Source organism: Halomonas kalidii, from assembly GCF_030010475.1.
GTDB lineage: Bacteria > Pseudomonadota > Gammaproteobacteria > Pseudomonadales > Halomonadaceae > Halomonas > Halomonas heilongjiangensis.
The window spans coordinates 65,727-84,428 of sequence record NZ_JASCQN010000032.1; the positions used below are offsets into that span (position 1 = coordinate 65,727).

The following is an 18,702-nucleotide window of genomic DNA, read 5'->3' on the forward strand; positions in this document are numbered from 1 at the left end:
GGCCAGGGCAGTCTGCTAGGCGGCGCGCAGCTGTCGGCTGCGGAAGCGGGCATAGCCCATGCAGCCGGTGAACAGGGCCAGCGACACCAGGGCCTCGAGCAGGCCGCGCAGTCCCTGGCCCGGCAGGGTGGCGACCATCACGCCCTGGGTGAAGTAGAGCAGGCTGACGAAGGCCAGCCAGGCATGGCCCCGCGGTCGGCGGCCGAGGATCGACGGCAGGAACAGCACCAGCGGCAGCACGAAGGCGATCAGCGGGCCCAGGACGACTTCGCTCTGCACGGCGACGCCACGGTAGAGCATCAGCAGCAGCAGCAGGACATAGCTGCCGAGCACCAGCCTGCGGGAGCGTTCGGTGAGGGTGTCGAGGCCGTGCCGGGCCTCGAGCCCTTCGAGCCACTGTCTCATTGGGCCTCCCGGCGCATGGCGTCGAGGGCCAGGGTGAGCCTGGCCAGGCGGCGCCCCTGGGCGCGGACCAGGTGGCGCTCGAGCTCGTCGAGCGGGCGGTCGCTGCGCTTGCCGGCCAGGTGGCTGGCGCCGTAGGGGGTGCCACCGCTGGTGGTATCCATCACCTCGGTTTCGCTGTAGGGCAGGCCGGCATAGACCATGCCGTGGTGCAGCAGCGGCAGCAGCATCGAGATCAGCGTGGTCTCCTGGCCACCGTGCAGGCTGGAGGTGGAGGTGAAGGCGCTGGCCGGCTTGTCGACCAGGGCGCCACCCAGCCACAGCTCGCTGGTGCCGTCGAGGAAATGCTTGAGCGGAGCGGCCATGTTGCCGAACCGCGTCGGGCTGCCGATGGCCAGGCCGGCGCAGTGGCGCAGATCGTCGAGGCCGGCGTAGACGGCCCCTTCGGCGGGGATCTCGGGCTCCACGGCCTCGCAGGTGGGAGAGACCGGCGGCACGGTACGCAGCCGGGCCTCGACGCCGCGGCATGACTCGACGCCGGCGGCGAGCTGTTCGGCCATGGCCCGGGTGGCACCATAGCGGGAGTAGTAGAGGATCAGCACATAGGGCAGGGGGGCGCTCATCGGGACTCCAGGGGCGAATGGGGGAAGGAGGGCGGCGGGCGCTCAGCGTCCGTCGATCAGGCCCAGGACATCTTCCGGGGGCCTGCCGATCACCGCGTGCTCGCCGTCATCGGCGATGGGTCGCTGCATGAGCCTGGGGTGGGCGACGATCGCCGCGATGACCTGCTCCTGGTCCTGAAGGTCGACGTCCAGCGACTTCCACTCCTGCTCGCCGGTGCGCACCAGCGCCGTGCCGTCGGCATCGAGCCGCGCCATCAGCTCGCGCAGTTCGGCCTCGTCCAGCGGCTCGTCGAGATAGCGGCGTATCCTGACCTCGACGCCACGCTCCTCGAGCAGGGCGAGTGCCTGGCGCGACTTGGAGCAGCGCGGGTTGTGGTAGAGCGTGATGGCGGTCATGCGGACTCCTTGGTCCCGGCGATGAAGAGGCGGCTATTGTAGAAGGCCGCCAGGCCGGGTCACAACCGTGCCTCCGAGAGTGCCTCCTCGGGCAGGCGGCGATAGACCCAGGCCTCGCGGCCATCGGCGAGCTCGACGGTGACCCGTTCGTAGCGGAGCCCCAGTCGCTCGTAGCGGTCGAGCCGGGCGAGTTCGGCGGCGCTCACCTCGATCACCTCGCCTTCGACCCGTTTCCCCGGGGCCTCGGTGAGATCGAGCCCCTCGCGGCGGAAGCCTTCCAGCACAGCGGGTTCCGACTCGCCCATGCGGCCGGTGACCACCCAGCGCACCAGCCCCGAGCGCAGGGTGCCGTAGACGAACACCTCATGGCGCCCCTCGGCGATGGCCGGCAGGTCGTCGGGCGGGTCATAGGTGAAGGGACTGAGCAGGGTCAGCCACAGCCAGCCCGCCACGGCGAGTGGCAGGCCGAGCAGGGTCAGCAGCAGGAGGCGCAGTCGTGTCATGGTCTCTCCGGGCCCGCGGGAACGTGACCATCGTGCCATGGGGAGGCTAGGATGGGGATTCCCATGACGATCGGGAGGTGGCCCATGACACAGTCGGCACGCGATGATCTGGATTTCAGGGCCCTGATGGACGATGTGCGCCCCCTCGCGCGAGCGCGCAACCGGGCCGACCCCGGCCGTGCCGCGCGCGGCCCCAGCGAGGCCCAACTGGCCCGCCGGGAGAGCGCCGCCGCCGAGCCGCAGGGCCGCGACTTCCTCTCCGACGACTTCGTCGACCTGCTGCCCCCCTTCGACCCGCTAGAGTTCCGCCGCGACGGCATCCAGCAGGGGGTGGTGGACCGCCTGCGCCACGGCGGTTATGCGGCTCAGGCCCAGTTGCACCTGCTGCGTCGCCCCCTCGAGGAGTGCCGGCGGGCCCTGCCGCCCTTCATCCGGGAGGCCCGCGCCCATGACCTGCGCTCGGTGCTGATCATCCATGGCCGGGGCCGCGAGATCGACAGCGCGCCCAACGTGCTGCGCTCCTACCTCGCCAAGTGGCTGGCCCAGTTCGAGGAGGTCCAGGCCTATGTCTCGGCGGGGCAGGCCGACGGCGGCCTGGGTGCGACCTGGGTGATGCTGCGCAAGAGCGAGCGTGCCCGGTCGGCCAACCGCGAACGCCAGCAGAAGCGCCGCGGCTGACGGTCGGGGCTGATCCGGGGGCAGGCCCGGCGGTCAGGCGCCGCCGTTCTCGCGCAGGCGGCGCTCGAAGAGGGCCTCTGACTGGTCCACCGCCGGCTGATAGCTGACGCTGAAGGCCCCCAGGGCGCGCAGGGCGTCGTCGAGGTGCTGGTCCTCGCGCAGCGCCAGGGCGTCGAAGCCGCAGCGGGTCATGTAGAACAGCTGGTCGACCAGGACGTCACCGATGGCGCGAACCTCGCCCTCGTAGCCATGGCGTTCCCGCAGCAGCCGGGCCAGGGTATAGCCGCGACCGTCGGTGAAGGCGGGGAAGTCGATGGCGACCAGCGGCGCCTTCACCAACTCGAGCGCCAGGGCATCGGTGAGTTCGGTGTCGCTGGGCAGCCAGGGCGCCAGGCCTTCCTCGCGCTGCTGTTCACGCCACAGGGCGAGCGGCACGATCACCGGCCGGCGGGCCGGCAGGCCCTCCTCGAGGCGCGACAGCGCCCACTCGTCCTGCTCCGGCTGGCCCATCTTGATCAGGGTGCGGGTGTGTTCCAGGTGTTGGTCAGGCATAGACCCGCTCCTTGAACGGCTTGAGGCCGATTCGGCGATAGGTGTCGAGGAAGCGCTCGTCCTCGTGCCGCTGCTCCACGTAGACCTGCAGCACCTTGTCGATCACCTCGGGCACGTCCTCGCGGAAGAAGGAGGGGCCGAGGATCTTGCCGAGCGAGGCGTCGTCGGTAGCGTTGCCACCGAGCGAGATCTGGTAGTACTCCTCGCCCTTCTTGTCGACGCCGAGGATGCCGATATGGCCGACGTGGTGGTGACCGCAGGCGTTCATGCAGCCGGAGATGTTGAGGTCCAGCGGTCCCAGGTCGTAGAGGAAGTCGAGGTCCTCGAAGCGCTCTTGGAGCGCCTGGGCGATGGGGATCGACACCGCATTGGCCAGGCCGCAGTAGTCACCGCCGGGGCAGCAGATGATGTCGTTGAGGGTGCCGACGGTGGGGTTGGCCATGCCGAGCTCCTCGAGGGCCTGCCACAGGCTCTCGATCTCGTCCACCGGCACGTCGGAAAGCACCAGGTTCTGCTCGTGGGTGACCCGCATCTCGCCGAAGCTGAAGCGGTCGGCGAGATCGGCGACGGCCTCCATCTGGTCGGCGGTGACGTCGCCCGGGGCGTGCTCGCGACGCTTGAGCGACAGGGTCACCGCCTTGTAGCCCGGCACCTTGTGGGCGGTGACGTTGTTGGTGACGAAGCGTGAGAAGGCGCGGTTCTCGGCGCGCAATCGCTCGAAGTCGGCGATGGCGGCCTCGGCGACCGGGCGCCGCTCGGGCTCGGGGAAGTGGGCGCGGGCGGCCTCCACCGCGGCCGCGGTGAGGGTCTGGGGGCCATCCTTGAGGTGGGCCCATTCGGCCTCGACGCGGCGACGGAACTCCTCGATGCCCAACGCCTTGACCAGGATCTTGATGCGCGCCTTGAACTTGTTGTCGCGGCGGCCGAACTGATTGTAGACCCGCACGCAGGCTTCCAGGTAGGTGAGCAGGTGCTGCCAGGGCAGGTCCTCGCGCACCACGTCGCCGATCATCGGCGTGCGGCCCAGGCCTCCGCCGGCGAGCACCTTCACCCGCAGCTCGCCGCGGTCGTCGTGCCACAGGCGCAGGCCGATGTCGTGGACCTGGATGGCGGCCCGGTCCTCGGCGGCACCGGAGACGGCGATCTTGAACTTGCGCGGCAGGAAGGCGAACTCCGGGTGCAGGGTCGACCATTGGCGGATCAGCTCGCACCAGGGCCGCGGATCCTCCACCTCGTCGCCGGCGATGCCGGCGAACTGGTCGCTGGTGGTGTTGCGGATGCAGTTGCCGCTGGTCTGGATGGCGTGCATCTGGACTTCGGCGAGCTCGCCGAGGATATCCGGCACGTCTTCCAGGGCCGGCCAGTTGAGCTGCAGGTTCTGGCGGGTGGTGAAGTGGGCGTAGCCGCGGTCGTAGCGACGCGTGATGGCGGCCAGCCGCCTGAGCTGATGGCTACCGAGCATGCCGTAGGGAATGGCGATGCGCAGCATGGGCGCATGCTTCTGGATATAGAGGCCGTTCTGCAGTCGCAGCGGGCGGAATTCTTCCTCCCCGAGGCGGCCGGCCAGATGACGGTCCATCTGGTCCCGGAACTGGGCGACGCGCTCATCCACGAGGGTCTGGTCGTAGGTGTCGTACCGATACATTCAGGCGTGTCCTGCTGTCGGAGCGGGTGAAGGAATATGCCGTGAAGGCACCATACTCCTCTTCCTATATTCTATGAAAGAATAAATGATCATAGAATTCGAGTTAAGAGTTATTACAGCGGGGTCAGACCGGTAGTTGCAACCAGCGCCGCCGCTGCCAGATCAAGGCGAACCAGGCCGAGTTGAGGCAGCGATAGCCCAGTTGCACCCACCAGATGCCGAGCAAGCCATGCTCCAGCACCACGCCGACCCACCACGCCAGCGGCAGGAACACCAGCCACTGCATGGTCAGGGTCGCCGTCATCACCATGCGGTTGGCGCCGGCGCCGAGCAGCGCCTGGGCCAGGACCAGGGCGGCGGCATCGAGCACGATCATGGCCGCGGTCAGCTGCAGCGGCAACCGGCCCAGCGCGATCAGCGCCGGGTCGTGCAGGAAGAGCCCCAGTACCGCGTCGGGGAAGAGTGCCATGGGCAGGGCCAGCGCCGCCAGGCAGGGCCAGGCCAGGTGGACCACCTCCCAGCCCCAGCGATGGGCGTCCCGGGGGGCCTGCCGCCCCAGTGCCTGGCCCACCAGACTCATCGCCGCCATCCCCAGGCCCACTCCGGGCAGGATCAGCAGCAGCGACAGGTTCACCAGCACGTGGCCCACCGCCACGCTGGGCGTGCCGACGCGTCCGAGCATCCAGAACAGCACGGCATAGCCGGCGGCGAACCAGAATTGCTGGAAGGAGTGGGGGGTGGCCAGGCGCAGAGTGGTGAACACGGCCAGCCGGCGCGGCAGGCCGGCCAGGAAACCGCTGGGGGTGGCGTGACGGGCGCTGAGCAGGATCCAGATCGCCAGGCCGACATAGAGCGAGAGGGCGGTGCCGGCGCCGGCGCCGGCGGCGCCCATGGCCGGCAGGCCGAGATGGCCGAAGATCAGGCCGATGCTCGCGACCACGTTGACCAGGTGCATGACCAGGATGATGCGCAGGTAGATGCCGGTCTGCTGGATGCCGTTCCAGTAGCCGCGGAAGCAGAAGATCATCGCCACGGGCACCAGCGAGACCACCCGCCAGCGGAAATACGCCACCGCCACCGCATTGACCTCCGGGTCCTGGTTGATCAGCGCCAGCAGCCGCGGCGCCTGCCACAGGCAGAGCAGCGCCAGCGGGCCGGCGACCGTCAGGGCGATCAGCAGGCCGGCGTTGAGCGCCATGGCCCGCCGCCCCCAGTCCTCCTCGCCGTGGCGGCGGGCAGTCTGGGCCTGCACCCCGGAGGAGAGCCCGAAGACCACGGCGGTGATCAGAAACATGGCATAGCCGCCGATACCGACACCGGCCAGGGGAACCTCGCCCAGCGAGCCGACCAGGGCCGCATCGATCAGGTTGAGCAGGCTCTGGGAAAGCATCCCGGCGATGATCGGCAGGGCCAGGCGCAGGATCGTCTGGCGGCGGGTGGTCTCGGGCAGCATCCGTCTTCCGGTCGGTGGAGGGCGGGCCCGCCCGCGGACGGGCCCGGCGCCTGGCTCAGGCGGGGTCGTAGGAGAGCACCGGGGCCAGCCAGCGCTCTAGCTCCTCGAGCGTCATCTCCTTGCGGCGGGCCAGCACCTCGACCTGGTCGCGGGTGATCTTGCCCGTCGAGAAGTACTTCGACTGGGGGTGCGAGAAGTACCAGCCCGCGACCGCCGCGGCGGGCCACATGGCGAAGTTCTCGGTGAGGGCGAGGCCGCTGTGGACCTCGGCCTCGAGCAGCCGGAACAGGGTGGCCTTCTCGGTATGGTCGGGGCAGGCCGGGTAGCCCGGCGCCGGGCGGATACCCTGGTACTTCTCGCCGATCAGCGCCGCGTTGTCGAGCGACTCCTCGGGCACATAGCGCCAGTACTCCTTGCGCACCCGCTCGTGGAGGCGCTCGGCGAAGGCCTCGGCCAGGCGATCGGCCAGCGCCTGCACCAGGATGGCATTGTAGTCGTCGCCGGCGGCCTCGTAGGCCTTGCTGAGTTCCTCGACGCCGTGGCCGGCGGTGACCGCGAAGCCGCCGATCCAGTCCGGCTTGCCGCTCGGCTCCCCGTTGGCGTCATAGCGGGGCGCGATGAAGTCCGCCAGGCTGTGACACACCCCGTCGCGGTTCTTGGTGGTCTGCTGGCGGATATGGTGCAACCGCTCGATCACCTCCGTGCGCGACTCGTCGGCATACACCTCGATGACGTCGTCGTCGACGCTGTTGGCCGGCCACAGGCCGATCACGCCGCGGGCCTGGATGCGCTTCTCGTCGATCAGCTTGCGCAGCATCGCCTGGGCGTCCTCGAAGAGGCTGCGCGCCGCTTCGCCGACCACGGCGTCGTCGAGGATCTTCGGGTACTTGCCGGCGAGCTGCCAGCTCATGAAGAAGGGGGTCCAGTCGATGCGCTCGACGAGCTCGTCGAGGTCGTAGTCATCGAAGCTGGTGAGGCCGGTGACGACGGGACGGGGCGGGGTGTAGTTCGTCCAGTCGATCGCCGGCTTGCGCCGGCATGCCTCTTCGTAGCTGAGGTCGGCGGCCTTGGGGCGGCGCCGGGCATTACGCTCACGCACCGTCTCGTACTCGGCGCGGATCTCGGCCACATAGGCCTCCTTGAGGCCTGGTGAGAGCAGCTTGCCGGCCACCCCCACGGCCCGGGAGGCGTCGGTGACGTAGATCACCGGATGCTCGTAGCCGGGCTCGATCTTGACCGCGGTGTGGGCCTTGGAGGTGGTGGCGCCGCCGATCAGCAGCGGGGTCTCGAACCCCTGGCGCTGCATCTCCCGGGCCACGTGGACCATCTCGTCGAGCGAGGGGGTGATCAGCCCGGAGAGCCCGATGATGTCGGCATTGACCTCGCGGGCGGTCTGCAGGATCTTCTCGGCGGGCACCATCACGCCGAGATCGATCACCTCGTAGTTGTTGCACTGCAGGACCACGCCGACGATGTTCTTGCCGATGTCGTGGACGTCGCCCTTGACCGTGGCCATGACGATCCGACCCTTGGCTTGGGTCTCCTCGCTCTTCTCGGCCTCGATGTACGGGATCAGGTAGGCCACCGCCTGCTTCATGACCCGTGCCGACTTGACCACCTGGGGCAGGAACATCTTGCCGGCGCCGAACAGGTCGCCGACCACGTTCATGCCGTCCATCAGCGGCCCCTCGATCACCTCGATGGGGCGGTCGGCCCGCTGGCGGGCGAGCTCGGTGTCCTCCTCGATGAAGGCGGTGATGCCCTTGACCAGGGCGTGCTCGATACGCTTCTCGACCTCCCAGGAGCGCCACTCGAGGTCCTCCTTCCGGGCGCCGCCGCTGCCGTCGCCCTTGTACTTGTCGGCCAGGTCCACCAGGCGCTCGGTGGAATCGCTGCGACGATTGAGCACCACGTCCTCCACCGCCTCGCGCAGCTCGGCGGGCAGGTCGTCGTAGACGGCGAGCTGCCCGGCATTGACGATGCCCATGGTCAACCCGGCGCGGATGGCGTGGTAGAGGAACACCGAATGGATCGCCTCGCGCACCGGGTTGTTGCCGCGGAACGAGAAGGAGACGTTGGAGACGCCGCCGGAGACCAGGGCGTGGGGCAGGTGCTCGCGGATCCAGCGGGTCGCCTCGATGAAGTCGACGGCGTAGTTGTCGTGCTCCTCGATGCCGGTGGCGATGGCGAAGATGTTGGGGTCGAAGATGATGTCTTCCGGCGGGAAGTCGAGCTCGTCGACGAGGATGCGGTAGGCGCGCTCGCAGATCTCGGTCTTGCGGGCGAAGGTGTCGGCCTGGCCGACCTCGTCGAAGGCCATCACCACCACCGCGGCACCGTGCCGCCGGCAGACGGTGGCCTGCTCGCGGAAGGCGTCCTCGCCCTCCTTCATCGAGATCGAGTTGACCACCGCCTTGCCCTGCACGCACTTCAGGCCCGCCTCGATGATCGTCCACTTGGAGGAGTCGATCATGATCGGCACCCGGGCGATGTCGGGCTCGCCGGCGATCAGGTTGAGGAAGCGCACCATCGCCTCCTCGGACTCGAGCATCCCCTCGTCCATGTTGATGTCGATGAGCTGGGCGCCGTTCTCGACCTGCTCCAGCGCCACCTCGAGGGCGGTGGTGAAGTCCTCGTCGACGATCAGCCGCTTGAAGCGTGCCGAGCCGGTGACGTTGGTGCGTTCGCCGACGTTGACGAACAGCGAGTCGGCCTCGATGTTGAAGGGCTCGAGGCCCGACAGCCGGCAGGCGCGGGGCCGCTCGGGGACCCGGCGCGGGGCCATGCCCTGGATCGCCCGGTGGATCGCCGCGATATGCTCGGGCGTGGAGCCGCAGCAGCCGCCGATGATGTTGACCAGGCCGCTTTGTGCGAACTCGGCGACGATGGCCGCCATCTCCTCGGGGGTCTGGTCGTACTCGCCGAACTCGTTGGGCAGGCCGGCGTTGGGGTGGGCCGAGACGAAGGTGTCGGCCTTGGTCGCGAGCTCCTCCACGTAGGGGCGCAGCTCCTCGGCCCCCAGGGCGCAGTTGAGGCCGATCGAGAGCGGCCGGGCGTGGCGCACCGAGTTCCAGAATGCCTCGGTGGTCTGGCCCGAGAGGGTGCGTCCGGAGGCGTCGGTGATGGTGCCGGAGATCATCACCGGCAGCCGCTCGCCACGGGCCTCGAAGACCTCTTCCAGGGCGTAGATCGCCGCCTTGGCGTTGAGGGTGTCGAAGATGGTCTCGATCAGGATCAGGTCCGCGCCGCCCTCGATCAGCGCCTCGGCGGCCTCGACATAGTTCTCGCGCAACTGGTCGAAGGTGACGTTGCGCTTGGCCGGGTCGTTGACGTCCGGCGACAGCGAGGCAGTGCGCGAGGTCGGCCCCAGCACCCCGGCCACGTAGCGTGGCACCCCGGTCTCGGCGGCCACGGCGTCGCACGCCTGACGGGCCAGGCGCGCCGACTCGCGGTTGAGCTCGGGGACCAGGTCCTCCATGCCGTAGTCGGCCTGGGAGAGACGAGTGCTGTTGAAGGTGTTGGTCTCGACGATGTCGGCGCCGGCCTCCAGGTACTCGCGGTGGATGCGGGTCACCAGGTCGGGGCAGGTCAGCGCCAGCAGGTCGTTGTTGCCCTTGAGATCGGAGGGCCAGTCGCTGAAGCGTTCACCGCGGAAATCGGCTTCCGCGAGGCTGGCGTTCTGCAGCATGGTCCCCATGCCCCCGTCGAGCATCAGGATGCGCCGGGACAGGCTGTCGGTGAGCGTGGCGGTCAGGGCGGTGGGAACGGCGGCCATGGGTCGGGTCGATCTCCAGCGAAGTCACGGGTAGCCGGCCGCGCGGGCGCCTCTGGGCGTCTTCTTGGGCGGGCCGAGTCGGCCCGTATGTTAACAAATGCGGCGCCGCGAGGGCAGGGCCGATCAAAAGCCGACCAAAATGGTCGGGATTGTCTCGCAGGCCGGTTTTGCTTACCATGAAGGATATGTCACTTACGGCCTGCCCGACTGGGCAGCGGCCCGACCAGCGAGAACACCATGAGCGATAGCATCCAGATCACCGACAGCGCCCAGGACTACCTTGCCGAGCTGCTCGAGAAGCAGAACGTCGAGGGCATTGCCGTGCGTATCTTCATCACCCAGCCGGGGACGCCCTACGCCGAGACCTGCCTGGCCTACTGTCGTCCCGGTGAGGAGGAGCCCAGCGACGTGCGCCTGGACCTCGAGAAGATCGGCGTCTATCTCGACAAGCACAGCCTCCCGTTCCTCGAGGAGGCGGTGGTCGACTTCAACGCCGATCGCATGGGTGGCCAGCTGACCATCAAGGCGCCCAACGCCAAGATGCCCAAGGTCAACGCCGACAGTCCGCTGGAGGATCGCGTCAACTATATCCTCTACAGCGAGATCAATCCCGGCCTCGCCGCCCACGGCGGCGAGATCAAGCTGGTCGAGCTCACCGAGAACCAGGTGGCGGTGCTGGCCTTCGGCGGCGGTTGCCAGGGCTGCGCGGCGGTCGATCTGACGCTCAAGGAGGGCGTCGAGCGGACCCTGATGGAGCGCATCCCGGAACTCGCCGGGATCCGCGACGTGACCGACCATACGGACACGACCAACGCCTACTACCGCTGAGCCTCGCCCTTCGAGGCAGCACCAGAAGGCTCCGCCCCGGCGGGGCCTTCGTCGTTCTCGGGCTCGGCCTCGGGGGCGGCGTCTTCGGCCCGCGGCGTCACCGGGGTCTGCCAGAGGCAGCGGTTGAGCTGGGCCTCGAGCTCGCGCAGCCGCCGCGCCTGATCCTCCAGCAAGCGCTTCTGTTCGTCGATACGCGCCTGGAGCAGGGTCTGTTCGTGGCGCAGGGTGTTGGCCTGCTCCTCGGCACGGGCGCGCCCCCAGTCGGTCTCGCGGTGGCGCTTCTCCTCCTCGGCGAACTCGCGACGCGCCTCCTGGAGTTGCTGCTGCAGGCGTTCCAGTCGCGTTTCCAGTTGCCCTGCGCGTGCGGCATGGGCCTTTTCCGCCGCCTGTCGCTCCTGGCGCGCCTCGTCGAGCAGGGCCATCAGGCGGGCCTCGGCGCTCTCGTGGCGCTGCTCCTCCTGGGCCAGCCGCTCGCGCTGCTGCGTCTCGCGCTCCGTCAGCGCCAGTTGGTGCTCGCGACCCTGGCGCTCGTTCTCCCTCTGCAGGTGCTCCAGCTGTTCCTCGAGCTGCTCGGTGCGGGCGGCGAGGCGTGCCTGCTGCTCTGCCAACGCCTCGCGCTCGGCCTCGCCGCGGGCGAGGGTGGCGCTGCGCTCCTCCAGCCGCCGTTCGGTGCTGGCCAGGTGGCTGGCCAGGGCCGACTCGCGCTGCTCGGCATCCTCCGCCTGGCGCCGCGCGTCGGCGACCTCGTCCCGAGCGGCCTCGACCTGCCGGTTGGCTTCCTCGCGGTAGTGGGTCAACGCCTCCCCGGCGGCTTCCTGGGCCCTGTCCCACAGCGCCTCGGCCAGCGCCTGCAGCGCCTCGGGCATGCCCCGCGGCGGGGGCAGGTCGCGGTTCTCCTCGCGACGGGTGCGCCAGAGGCGAAGATGTTCGCTGATGGTGGTGAAGCTCCCGGTTCCCAGCACCTCGCGTACCTTCTGCACGCTGGGTGACTCGCCCCGAGCCAGCAGGTCATCGATCGCCCGCTGCACATCTTCGTACCGCACTCCACTGCGTGCCATGGCCGTTCTCCTGGTCGGTCGCTCGGTCGGGTGGCACCGCCGAGTTCTCCGGGAGGCCGCCGCCCCCCGCTTCGGCCGCAGGATACCCCATGCGGCCGTATCGTGGAAGATTATTACATAATACGTAATCTGTAATACTATTTATTTAATCAGTAGATAAAGCAAGATTACCCGACTTATCTTGATTATCTGGCGGCAGCACCGGACAATTCGCCCGCAGAGGCCGTGAGGACAGCGGGAGGCGACGCGAGGAGCCGTATGCAACAGGACAGGAAAGGGGGGCTGGCCCCGGCGGAAGGTGACGTCATGCTGCCTACCGCGACGGGAGCGCCTCCGGCGGCGCATATCCAGGCCGGCAATGACGCCGAGGCCGTGGCGCAGTGGCTGGCGGAATACCGTGCGAGCCCGCGCACCCGGGCCGCCTATCGCCGCGAGGCCGAGCGGCTGCTGCTGTGGCTGGCCGTGCAGGGCAGGGGGCTCGGCGATCTCCGGCGCGATGACCTCGACGCCTTCGAGGCCTTCCTCGCCGACCCGCGCCCGGTCGCGGCGTGGGTGGGGCCGTCGCGTCCGCGCCTCAGCCCCGACTGGCGCCCCTTCCGCGGTCCGCTGTCGCCGGCCAGCCGCCGCCAGAGCCTGGTGATCCTGCAGGGGCTCTTCGCCTGGCTGGTCGAGGCCGGCTGGGTCGCCCACAATCCCTTCCGGCTGATGCGCGACAAGCGGCGGCGGCTCGACAACCGCCAGGGCGGGATCGAACGCTACCTGGAGAAGCCGCTGTGGGATTGGCTATGGGGCTGGCTTTCCAGGCCTCAGGCGGAGGGCACCTCGCCACGGCGGTGCTTCGAGGCCGAGCGCCGGCGCTTCGTGTTCGGCTTCGCCTACCTGCTGGCCCCGCGGATCGGCGAGATGGCCGCGGCACGCATGGGTGACTTCGTGCGCCGCGAAGGGCGCTGGTGGTGGCGGGTGGTGGGCAAGGGCGACAAGGCGGCACGGATCCCGGTGCCGCCCGACATGCTGGTCCTGCTGCAGGCATGGCGCGCCGCGCTGGGGCTGCCGCCGCATCCGGAGCCGGATGACGACGGCCCGTTGCTGCGCGCCCTGGATGGCAGGCGTGGCCTCGGCGACAATCGGCTCTACCGGCTGATCCGCGAGTCCTTCCGCGACGCCGCCGCGGTACTGGAGAGGGAGCGGGGGGAGGGCGCCCGGGCCGAGGTGCTGCGCCTGCGTCGTGCCACGCCACACTGGCTGCGGCATACCGCCTTGACCCACCAGGCCCAGGCCGGGGTGGAGCTTCGCTACCTCGCCGGCACCGCACGCCACGCCCGGCTCGATACCACGGCCCGTTACCTGCATGCCGAGGACGAGGAGTGGCATCGCCAGCAGTCGGTTCACGGCCTGACGACCCGAGCCGTTGTCAGCGATAGTGATGGCGGTCCTGAAACGTTATAATGGTGACAACCCCTTCAAGGAGGCGTCATGAGTTCCGAGATCACCGCCGAACAGGCCCAGCAGGAGCTGCTGGATGAATTCGAGATGTTCGACAACTGGATGGATCGCTACCAGTACATCATCGACATGGGCAAGCAGCTGCCCGACTTCCCCGAGGAGTGGAAGACCCCCGAGCGGAAGATCCAGGGCTGCCAGTCGAACGTCTGGATCCACCATCGCCACGAGGAGGGCGTCCTCCACTTCGACGCCGTCTCGGATGCCGCCATCGTCTCCGGGCTGATCGCCGTGCTGATGCGCATCTACAACGACCGCCCGGCGAGCGAGATCCACGCCACCAGCCCGCACTTCCTCGGGGACCTGGGGCTCGACAAGCACCTGTCGCCGACCCGCAGCAACGGCCTGAACAGCATGCTGGCACGCATCTACGAGGTCGCGGAGCAGGAAGCGGCCTGAGCGGTCACCGCTGGTGGTGCCCATCATGCCGCCGGCAACGGAAGTTCTCGTCCAGCTCGTCGTCCTCGCGGCACAGTTGCTCGCTGGGCCCGCCCGGGACCGGGTCGATGCCGCCGTCGCTGCCGGGGTGGCAGCGCACGATTCGCCTCACCGCCAGCCAGCCCCCCTTGAACGGCCCGTGCACGCGTATCGCCTCCACCGTGTAGCGGGAACAGCTCGGCCAGTAGCGGCAGCGGGGGCCGAGCAGCGGGCTGAGCGTGAACTGGTAGGCCGTCACCAGCCCGATCACCACCCGCCCCACGAGGCGTGCGGCCAGCCCCGGGAGGCGACGCCACCGGCCAGCGAAGCGGGACATCTCGCTCAATCCTGCTTGCCGGACGCGCCGTAGAGGATGGTCGGGTCGATCAGCGGGGCGCTGGTGATGCGCGCGCGATCCTCCTCGAGCGCCACATAGAAGCAACTGCGTCGACCGGTGTGGCAGGCGGGACCGGTCTGCTCGACCTGCAGCAGCAGGGTGTCGCCGTCACAATCCAGCGCCGCACGCTCGAGATGCTGCTGCTGGCCGGACGACTCCCCCTTGCGCCACAGCTTGCCCCTGGAGCGGGACCAGTAGCAGACCCGCCCGGTCTTCAGGGTCTCCTCCAGCGCCTCACGGTTCATCCAGGCCATCATCAGCACCTCGCCGCTGTCGTGCTGCTGGGCGATGGCGGGGATCAGTCCCTCGGCGTTGAAGCGGACCGAAGCGAGAATCTCCTCCAGCGGGTGCCGGCTATCGACGCCGGCCTGCTCGAGGCGCTTGAAGGTGTCACTCATTTGGGCTCCTGTGTGCGAAGGGAAGGGCGGGGCACTCACTGCTTGCCGGCGACCGCCTGCAGGCAGACCTCGCAGTGGCCGAGCAGCTCGATGGTCTGACGGTCGACGCGAAATCCCAGGTCCCGGGCGCGCTGGGCCAGCTGGGCATTGACGTCATCCAGGTGGAGTTCCTCGACCCGACCGCAATGGCGGCAGATCAGCAGCTGGAAGCCGTGGGCATGCTCGGGGCAGGGACAGGCCACATAGGCGTTGAGCGACTCGATGCGATGCACCAGCCCCTGGTCGATGAGGAACTCCAGGGCACGGTAGATGGTCGGCGGCCGGGCCGCGGCATGCTCCGTGGCCAACCTGTCGAGGAGGTCATAGGCCTTGAGGCCACCGGGAGAGTCGGCGATCATCTCCAGCACGCGTCGCCGAATCGGCGTGAAGCGAACGCCGCGGCGCTGGCACTGCCTTTCGGCCTGATGCATCAGGGCACGGGAGTCGTTCATGGCGGCCATGGGATAGCTGAGTGGAATGCCATATTCTACGCGTCGGGGGGCGGGGGAGCCAGTCGGCGCGTCAGCCCACGGCAACGGCAGAGGGCTCCGGCTCGGTCTCGCGCAGCTCGCTCTGGCGGGCAAAGTGCTGCTGGGCGAAGGCTACCCGCTGCTCGGGTGTGCTGCCTTCCGGCTGTCGCTCGATCAGGTCGAGGCGGGGCCTCAACCCCTCGCCATTGGCCATCTGGATGGCCAGGCCGGGGCGGGCATTGAGCTCCAGCAGCATGGGGCCACGATCCCGGTCGAGCACCATGTCGGTGCCGAGATACCCGAGCCCGGTCATCTCGTAACAGCCGGCGGCGAGCAGCAGCAGGGTGCCCCAGTCGGGGATCCGCAGGCTGATCAGTTCGTGGCCCGTATCGGGATGATCGTGGCGGGTGCGGTCGAACTGCACGCCGCGGATGGCGGTACCGCTGGCGATGTCGAGCCCCACGCCCACCGCCCCCTGGTGCAGGTTGGCCTTGCCGTCGGAGTCCGCCGTGGAAAGGCGCATCATGGCCATCACCGGGTAGCCCTTGAAGACGATCACCCGGATGTCCGGCACCCCCTCGTAGGTGTACTCGGAGAGTCGCTCGTCGAAGTTGATCAGCGCCTCGACCACCGCCACGTCCGGCGACCCGCCCAGGGAGTAGAGCCCGGAGAGGATGTTGGAGACGTGGCGCTCGATGTCCTCGAGCCTGATCTGAGCGCCGCTGGGCTTGATGTAGACATCGCCGGCGCTCTGCTCGATGACCAGAATCCCCTTGCCGCCGCTGCCCTTGGCCGGCTTGATGACGAAGCCGTGGTGGCCCTCGAGCATGCCGCGCAGATGCTTGACGCCGAACTGGGTGGTCACGGTGCCGATCAGCGCCGGCGTGGTGATGCCATACTCCTGGGCCAGCAGCTTGGTCTTGAGCTTGTCGTCCACCAACGGATAGAGCCGTCGGCTGTTGTAACGGCCGATATAGCGGATGTTGCGCCGGTTCATGCCGATGATGCCCTTGGCGCGAAGCTTGTCGGGGGTCGTCCACATGGGGCTCAATCCTCGGTGACGGGCTTGAAGCGGCGCAGCTCCAGCAGCCGGTAGCCGGTGTAGTTGCCGAGCAGCAGGATCAGAGCCATCAGTATCAGCTGCACCCCCAGGAAATTGAAGGTGATGTGACGGATCCAGGGGTTGTTCATGGCCAGGTAGGCGAGCACCGCGGTGAGCAGGCTGCCGCCGCCCTGGATCAGCACCTCCTTGGGCCCCTCTTCCTCCCACAGGATCGACATCCGCTCGATGGTCCAGGCGAGGATGATCATCGGGAAGAAGGTGATGGTCAGGCCGGCATTGAGACCGAAGCGGTAGGAGAGCACCGAGAACAGCGAGATGATGGCGATCACCGTGATGATCACCGCCGTGACCCTCGCCACCAGCAGGAGATTCAGGTGTGACAGATAACTTCGGATCACCAGGCCCATGGCGACGACCAGCAGGAAGCCGATGAGTCCCGTGACCAGGGAGGTCTGGATGAAGGCCAGCGCAATCAGCACGGGCATGAAGGTTCCCGAGGTCTTGATGCCGACCAGCACCCGCAGGATCACCACCACCAGGGCGCCGATGGGGATCAGCAGGATGGTCTGGAACAGTGCCTGCTCCTCGAGCGGGAGGCTGTGGATCGAGAAGTTGAGCAGGGTGTCGTCGGCCAACTGGTTGCGCACCGCGGCGGCGGCGGGCTGGTTGTGGGTGAGCATCGAGAAGCTGACCCGGGAGTTGGTTGCCCCCTGGACCTCCAGCACCGCCTGCCCGGCGGACTCCCAGAGCAGCAGGTTGTCGGGACGGCCCTGCTCGCCGGTCGCCGGATTGAACAGTGCCCACTCGTCTTCGGCGAATACCTGCACCCACGAGGTCAGGCTCTGGCGCCGCCGGCCATCCTCGAGCACCAGGCCGCTGACCTCCCGGGCCGGCACCCCGGCCTGATTGAGCAGACGGACCAGCAGGGGGCTGCGCTCGAACTGCGTCAGCAGCAGGCGAGTGTTCTCGCCCTGCCGCTCGTCGCCGAAGTCGCGGATCAGCTCACGGGCGAAGGTGAAGGCGTCGGCACTGCGCCCCCAGGCACGCTCGATCACCTGGGCCGCGGCGGTATCGTAGGGGCGCTCCCAGACGATGTCGCGGCGCAGGGGCGGGGGCTCGACCTCCGGGGCACGCGCCCCAGGGGCCACCAGCAACTGTGCGGTGTAGTAGAGCTGCTGGTTGCCGGCCGCCTCGCGGATCGACCACTGGGCGCGGCGGCCGCGCTCGTCCTCGAGGAAGGCGAGACCGAAACCGGGGGAGGCGGTATTCTCGGTCAGCAGCCGGAAACCCTGCTGGTTGGCGGGCAGGGCCATGTCGACCTTGACCGGGCCATTCTGGGCGTTGAAATTGACCTGGGCCTCGATCTCCCAGACCTGGCGCTGTTCGCCGGGGGTCCAGGGAACCTCGAGCTGTACGTGTCGATGCACGCTCATGGCGACACCGACCACCAGCAGCAGGCCGACGATCAGATAGAAGGGCAGTCGTGACATGGGTCATCCTTGGAAGGGTCGGGCGCCTGACCAGCCGGCGCGTCAGGCTTCTTCGTCATCTTGATCCCCGGCCTCGTCCTGTTCGGCTTCCTCTGCCGGACGGCCGCCGGGAAACTCAGGTCGTTCATGTATATAGCTCTCGGCCACATCGATCACCGTGATATCCATCAGGAACCGTCGCCCCAGCAGCACCGGGTAATTGAGATGTGAGCGATCGTTGAGGGTGAACTCCACCGTCTCCCGTATCGGCCCCAGGGTCATCAACAGGCTGACCACCGGCCGCGACGTCTCGCCGGCCGCCTGGAGGACGCGCACGCGCCGCTCGATCGGCGCCTCGATCCAGTCGTCACGGACGCCTTCGACCGCCACGTCATTCTCGCCCAGGCCGAGCTTGAAGCGGACCCAGTCCTCGCCGTCGCGCTCGAAGCGGGTGATGTCGGTGGCCGATAGCGAGGAGGTATTGGCACCGGAGTCGATCCGTGCCTTGAGGTAGGTGCCGGCGTCGGGCAGGCCGATCCATTCGCTGCGGCCGACCACGGCCTTGTTGGCCAACCCGAGTTCATCGGCGGCGCACTCGCGGGACACGACGACCGGCTCGCCATCATCGCCTCGCTCCAGCCGCTCGATATCGGCACGCAGGTGGCGCAGCAGGCTGCCGAACTCTCGCATGTCGGTATCCATCAGCTCCTGGCGTTGGACATGTGTGGCCAGCAGTTCGTGTTGCGCATCACAGCGCGAGACCATTTCGGTCTCCAGGCGGTCGATACGCGTCGCGAATTCGTCGGGTGTCAGTACTGGGTCCGGCTCGGGGCGGTCGCTCGGAACGGCGCAGCCGAACAACAGCAGGGCGAGGGACAGGGCACCGGTGTGCAGCAGGGGGTGTCGCATTGGGTGAGGAAGATCCTGTAAGTGGTGGCGTGATGATAAGGAGTCGCTGGCCGCCTTGTCCAACGCCGCATATCGAGCCGTCGAGGTTGGCTTGACCCTGCTAGGGGACGTCGCCCCATGAATGATT

At 68.4% G+C, this 18,702-nt stretch carries 19 protein-coding genes; 4 read left to right on the forward strand and 15 right to left on the reverse strand.

All coding sequences use genetic code 11. From position 1 onward, the window contains the following. Positions 1 to 15: 15 nt before the first annotated feature. The 4 genes from QLQ85_RS08710 to QLQ85_RS08725 are packed head-to-tail and all read right to left on the reverse strand — an operon-like array spanning position 16 to position 1,924. The gene (locus QLQ85_RS08710) at positions 16 to 405 is read right to left on the reverse strand and encodes a DUF2069 domain-containing protein (RefSeq protein WP_282738633.1); all 390 of its coding nucleotides are present in this window, start codon (positions 403 to 405) and stop codon (positions 16 to 18) included. Then, a complete protein-coding gene (gene wrbA / locus QLQ85_RS08715) occupies positions 402 to 1,025 on the reverse strand; it encodes an NAD(P)H:quinone oxidoreductase (RefSeq protein ID WP_282738634.1) in 624 nt (207 codons plus the stop codon). The genes QLQ85_RS08710 and wrbA overlap by 4 nt, the downstream gene beginning before the upstream one ends. A 42-nt stretch (positions 1,026 to 1,067) precedes the next feature. Continuing rightward, on the reverse strand, positions 1,068 to 1,421 hold the full coding sequence (gene arsC, locus QLQ85_RS08720; protein WP_282720461.1) for an arsenate reductase (glutaredoxin): 354 nt from the start codon (positions 1,419 to 1,421) through the stop codon (positions 1,068 to 1,070). 59 nt (positions 1,422 to 1,480) lie between these two features. Beyond that, positions 1,481 to 1,924, reverse strand: coding sequence for a gamma-glutamylcyclotransferase family protein (locus QLQ85_RS08725; protein WP_282738635.1), 444 nt, complete (start codon positions 1,922 to 1,924; stop codon positions 1,481 to 1,483). Positions 1,925 to 2,008: 84 nt separating this feature from the next. Here QLQ85_RS08725 and smrA point away from each other — a divergent pair, with 84 nt between their 5' ends. Continuing rightward, entirely contained in the window at positions 2,009 to 2,602 is a 594-nt protein-coding gene (gene smrA, locus QLQ85_RS08730; protein ID WP_282738636.1) for a DNA endonuclease SmrA, read from the forward strand. A gap of 33 nt (positions 2,603 to 2,635) precedes the next feature. On the opposite strand, the gene QLQ85_RS08735 is transcribed toward smrA, so the two are convergent. From QLQ85_RS08735 to metH, 4 genes are all read right to left on the reverse strand, one after another. Further along, positions 2,636 to 3,154: a DUF934 domain-containing protein gene (locus tag QLQ85_RS08735; protein ID WP_282720464.1), complete on the reverse strand. Its 519-nt coding sequence runs from the start codon at positions 3,152 to 3,154 to the stop codon at positions 2,636 to 2,638. Further along, on the reverse strand, positions 3,147 to 4,799 hold the full coding sequence (locus QLQ85_RS08740; protein WP_282738637.1) for a nitrite/sulfite reductase: 1,653 nt from the start codon (positions 4,797 to 4,799) through the stop codon (positions 3,147 to 3,149). The genes QLQ85_RS08735 and QLQ85_RS08740 overlap by 8 nt, the downstream gene beginning before the upstream one ends. A gap of 124 nt (positions 4,800 to 4,923) precedes the next feature. Continuing rightward, positions 4,924 to 6,252 carry an MATE family efflux transporter gene (locus tag QLQ85_RS08745; protein WP_282738638.1) on the reverse strand — a complete coding sequence of 443 codons (1,329 nt, stop codon included), beginning with the start codon at positions 6,250 to 6,252 and terminating at the stop codon, positions 4,924 to 4,926. A gap of 55 nt (positions 6,253 to 6,307) precedes the next feature. Next, a complete protein-coding gene (gene metH / locus QLQ85_RS08750; protein WP_282738639.1) occupies positions 6,308 to 10,027 on the reverse strand; it encodes a methionine synthase in 3,720 nt (1,239 codons plus the stop codon). A gap of 237 nt (positions 10,028 to 10,264) precedes the next feature. Here metH and nfuA point away from each other — a divergent pair, with 237 nt between their 5' ends. After that, a complete protein-coding gene (gene nfuA / locus QLQ85_RS08755; RefSeq protein ID WP_102626811.1) occupies positions 10,265 to 10,855 on the forward strand; it encodes a Fe-S biogenesis protein NfuA in 591 nt (196 codons plus the stop codon). Here nfuA and QLQ85_RS08760 read toward each other — a convergent pair. After that, the gene (locus QLQ85_RS08760; protein WP_282738640.1) at positions 10,846 to 11,913 is read right to left on the reverse strand and encodes a DNA-binding protein; all 1,068 of its coding nucleotides are present in this window, start codon (positions 11,911 to 11,913) and stop codon (positions 10,846 to 10,848) included. The genes nfuA and QLQ85_RS08760 overlap by 10 nt on opposite strands. 306 nt (positions 11,914 to 12,219) lie before the next feature. Between QLQ85_RS08760 and QLQ85_RS08765 the strand changes: the two genes are divergently transcribed. Both QLQ85_RS08765 and QLQ85_RS08770 read left to right on the forward strand, forming a co-directional pair. Further along, the gene (locus QLQ85_RS08765) at positions 12,220 to 13,359 is read left to right on the forward strand and encodes a tyrosine-type recombinase/integrase (protein WP_282738641.1); all 1,140 of its coding nucleotides are present in this window, start codon (positions 12,220 to 12,222) and stop codon (positions 13,357 to 13,359) included. A gap of 27 nt (positions 13,360 to 13,386) precedes the next feature. Then, positions 13,387 to 13,812, forward strand: a complete 426-nt coding sequence (locus QLQ85_RS08770) for a SufE family protein (protein WP_282738642.1) — start codon at positions 13,387 to 13,389, stop codon at positions 13,810 to 13,812. A 4-nt stretch (positions 13,813 to 13,816) separates the two neighbouring features. Here QLQ85_RS08770 and yidD read toward each other — a convergent pair whose 3' ends face one another. From yidD to QLQ85_RS08800, 6 genes are all read right to left on the reverse strand, one after another. Then, positions 13,817 to 14,167: a membrane protein insertion efficiency factor YidD gene (yidD, locus tag QLQ85_RS08775; protein ID WP_282738643.1), complete on the reverse strand. Its 351-nt coding sequence runs from the start codon at positions 14,165 to 14,167 to the stop codon at positions 13,817 to 13,819. A gap of 5 nt (positions 14,168 to 14,172) precedes the next feature. Then, entirely contained in the window at positions 14,173 to 14,625 is a 453-nt protein-coding gene (hisI, locus tag QLQ85_RS08780; RefSeq protein WP_282738644.1) for a phosphoribosyl-AMP cyclohydrolase, read from the reverse strand. Between the two features lie 35 nt (positions 14,626 to 14,660). Further along, the gene (locus tag QLQ85_RS08785; protein WP_282738645.1) at positions 14,661 to 15,116 is read right to left on the reverse strand and encodes a Fur family transcriptional regulator; all 456 of its coding nucleotides are present in this window, start codon (positions 15,114 to 15,116) and stop codon (positions 14,661 to 14,663) included. A 70-nt stretch (positions 15,117 to 15,186) separates the two neighbouring features. Then, positions 15,187 to 16,176, reverse strand: coding sequence for an alpha-L-glutamate ligase-like protein (locus QLQ85_RS08790; RefSeq protein ID WP_282738646.1), 990 nt, complete (start codon positions 16,174 to 16,176; stop codon positions 15,187 to 15,189). Between the two features lie 5 nt (positions 16,177 to 16,181). Further along, positions 16,182 to 17,687, reverse strand: coding sequence for a UUP1 family membrane protein (locus tag QLQ85_RS08795; RefSeq protein WP_282738647.1), 1,506 nt, complete (start codon positions 17,685 to 17,687; stop codon positions 16,182 to 16,184). 42 nt (positions 17,688 to 17,729) lie between these two features. After that, the gene (locus tag QLQ85_RS08800) at positions 17,730 to 18,575 is read right to left on the reverse strand and encodes an ATP-dependent zinc protease family protein (RefSeq protein WP_282738648.1); all 846 of its coding nucleotides are present in this window, start codon (positions 18,573 to 18,575) and stop codon (positions 17,730 to 17,732) included. Between the last annotated feature and the right edge of the window lie 127 nt (positions 18,576 to 18,702).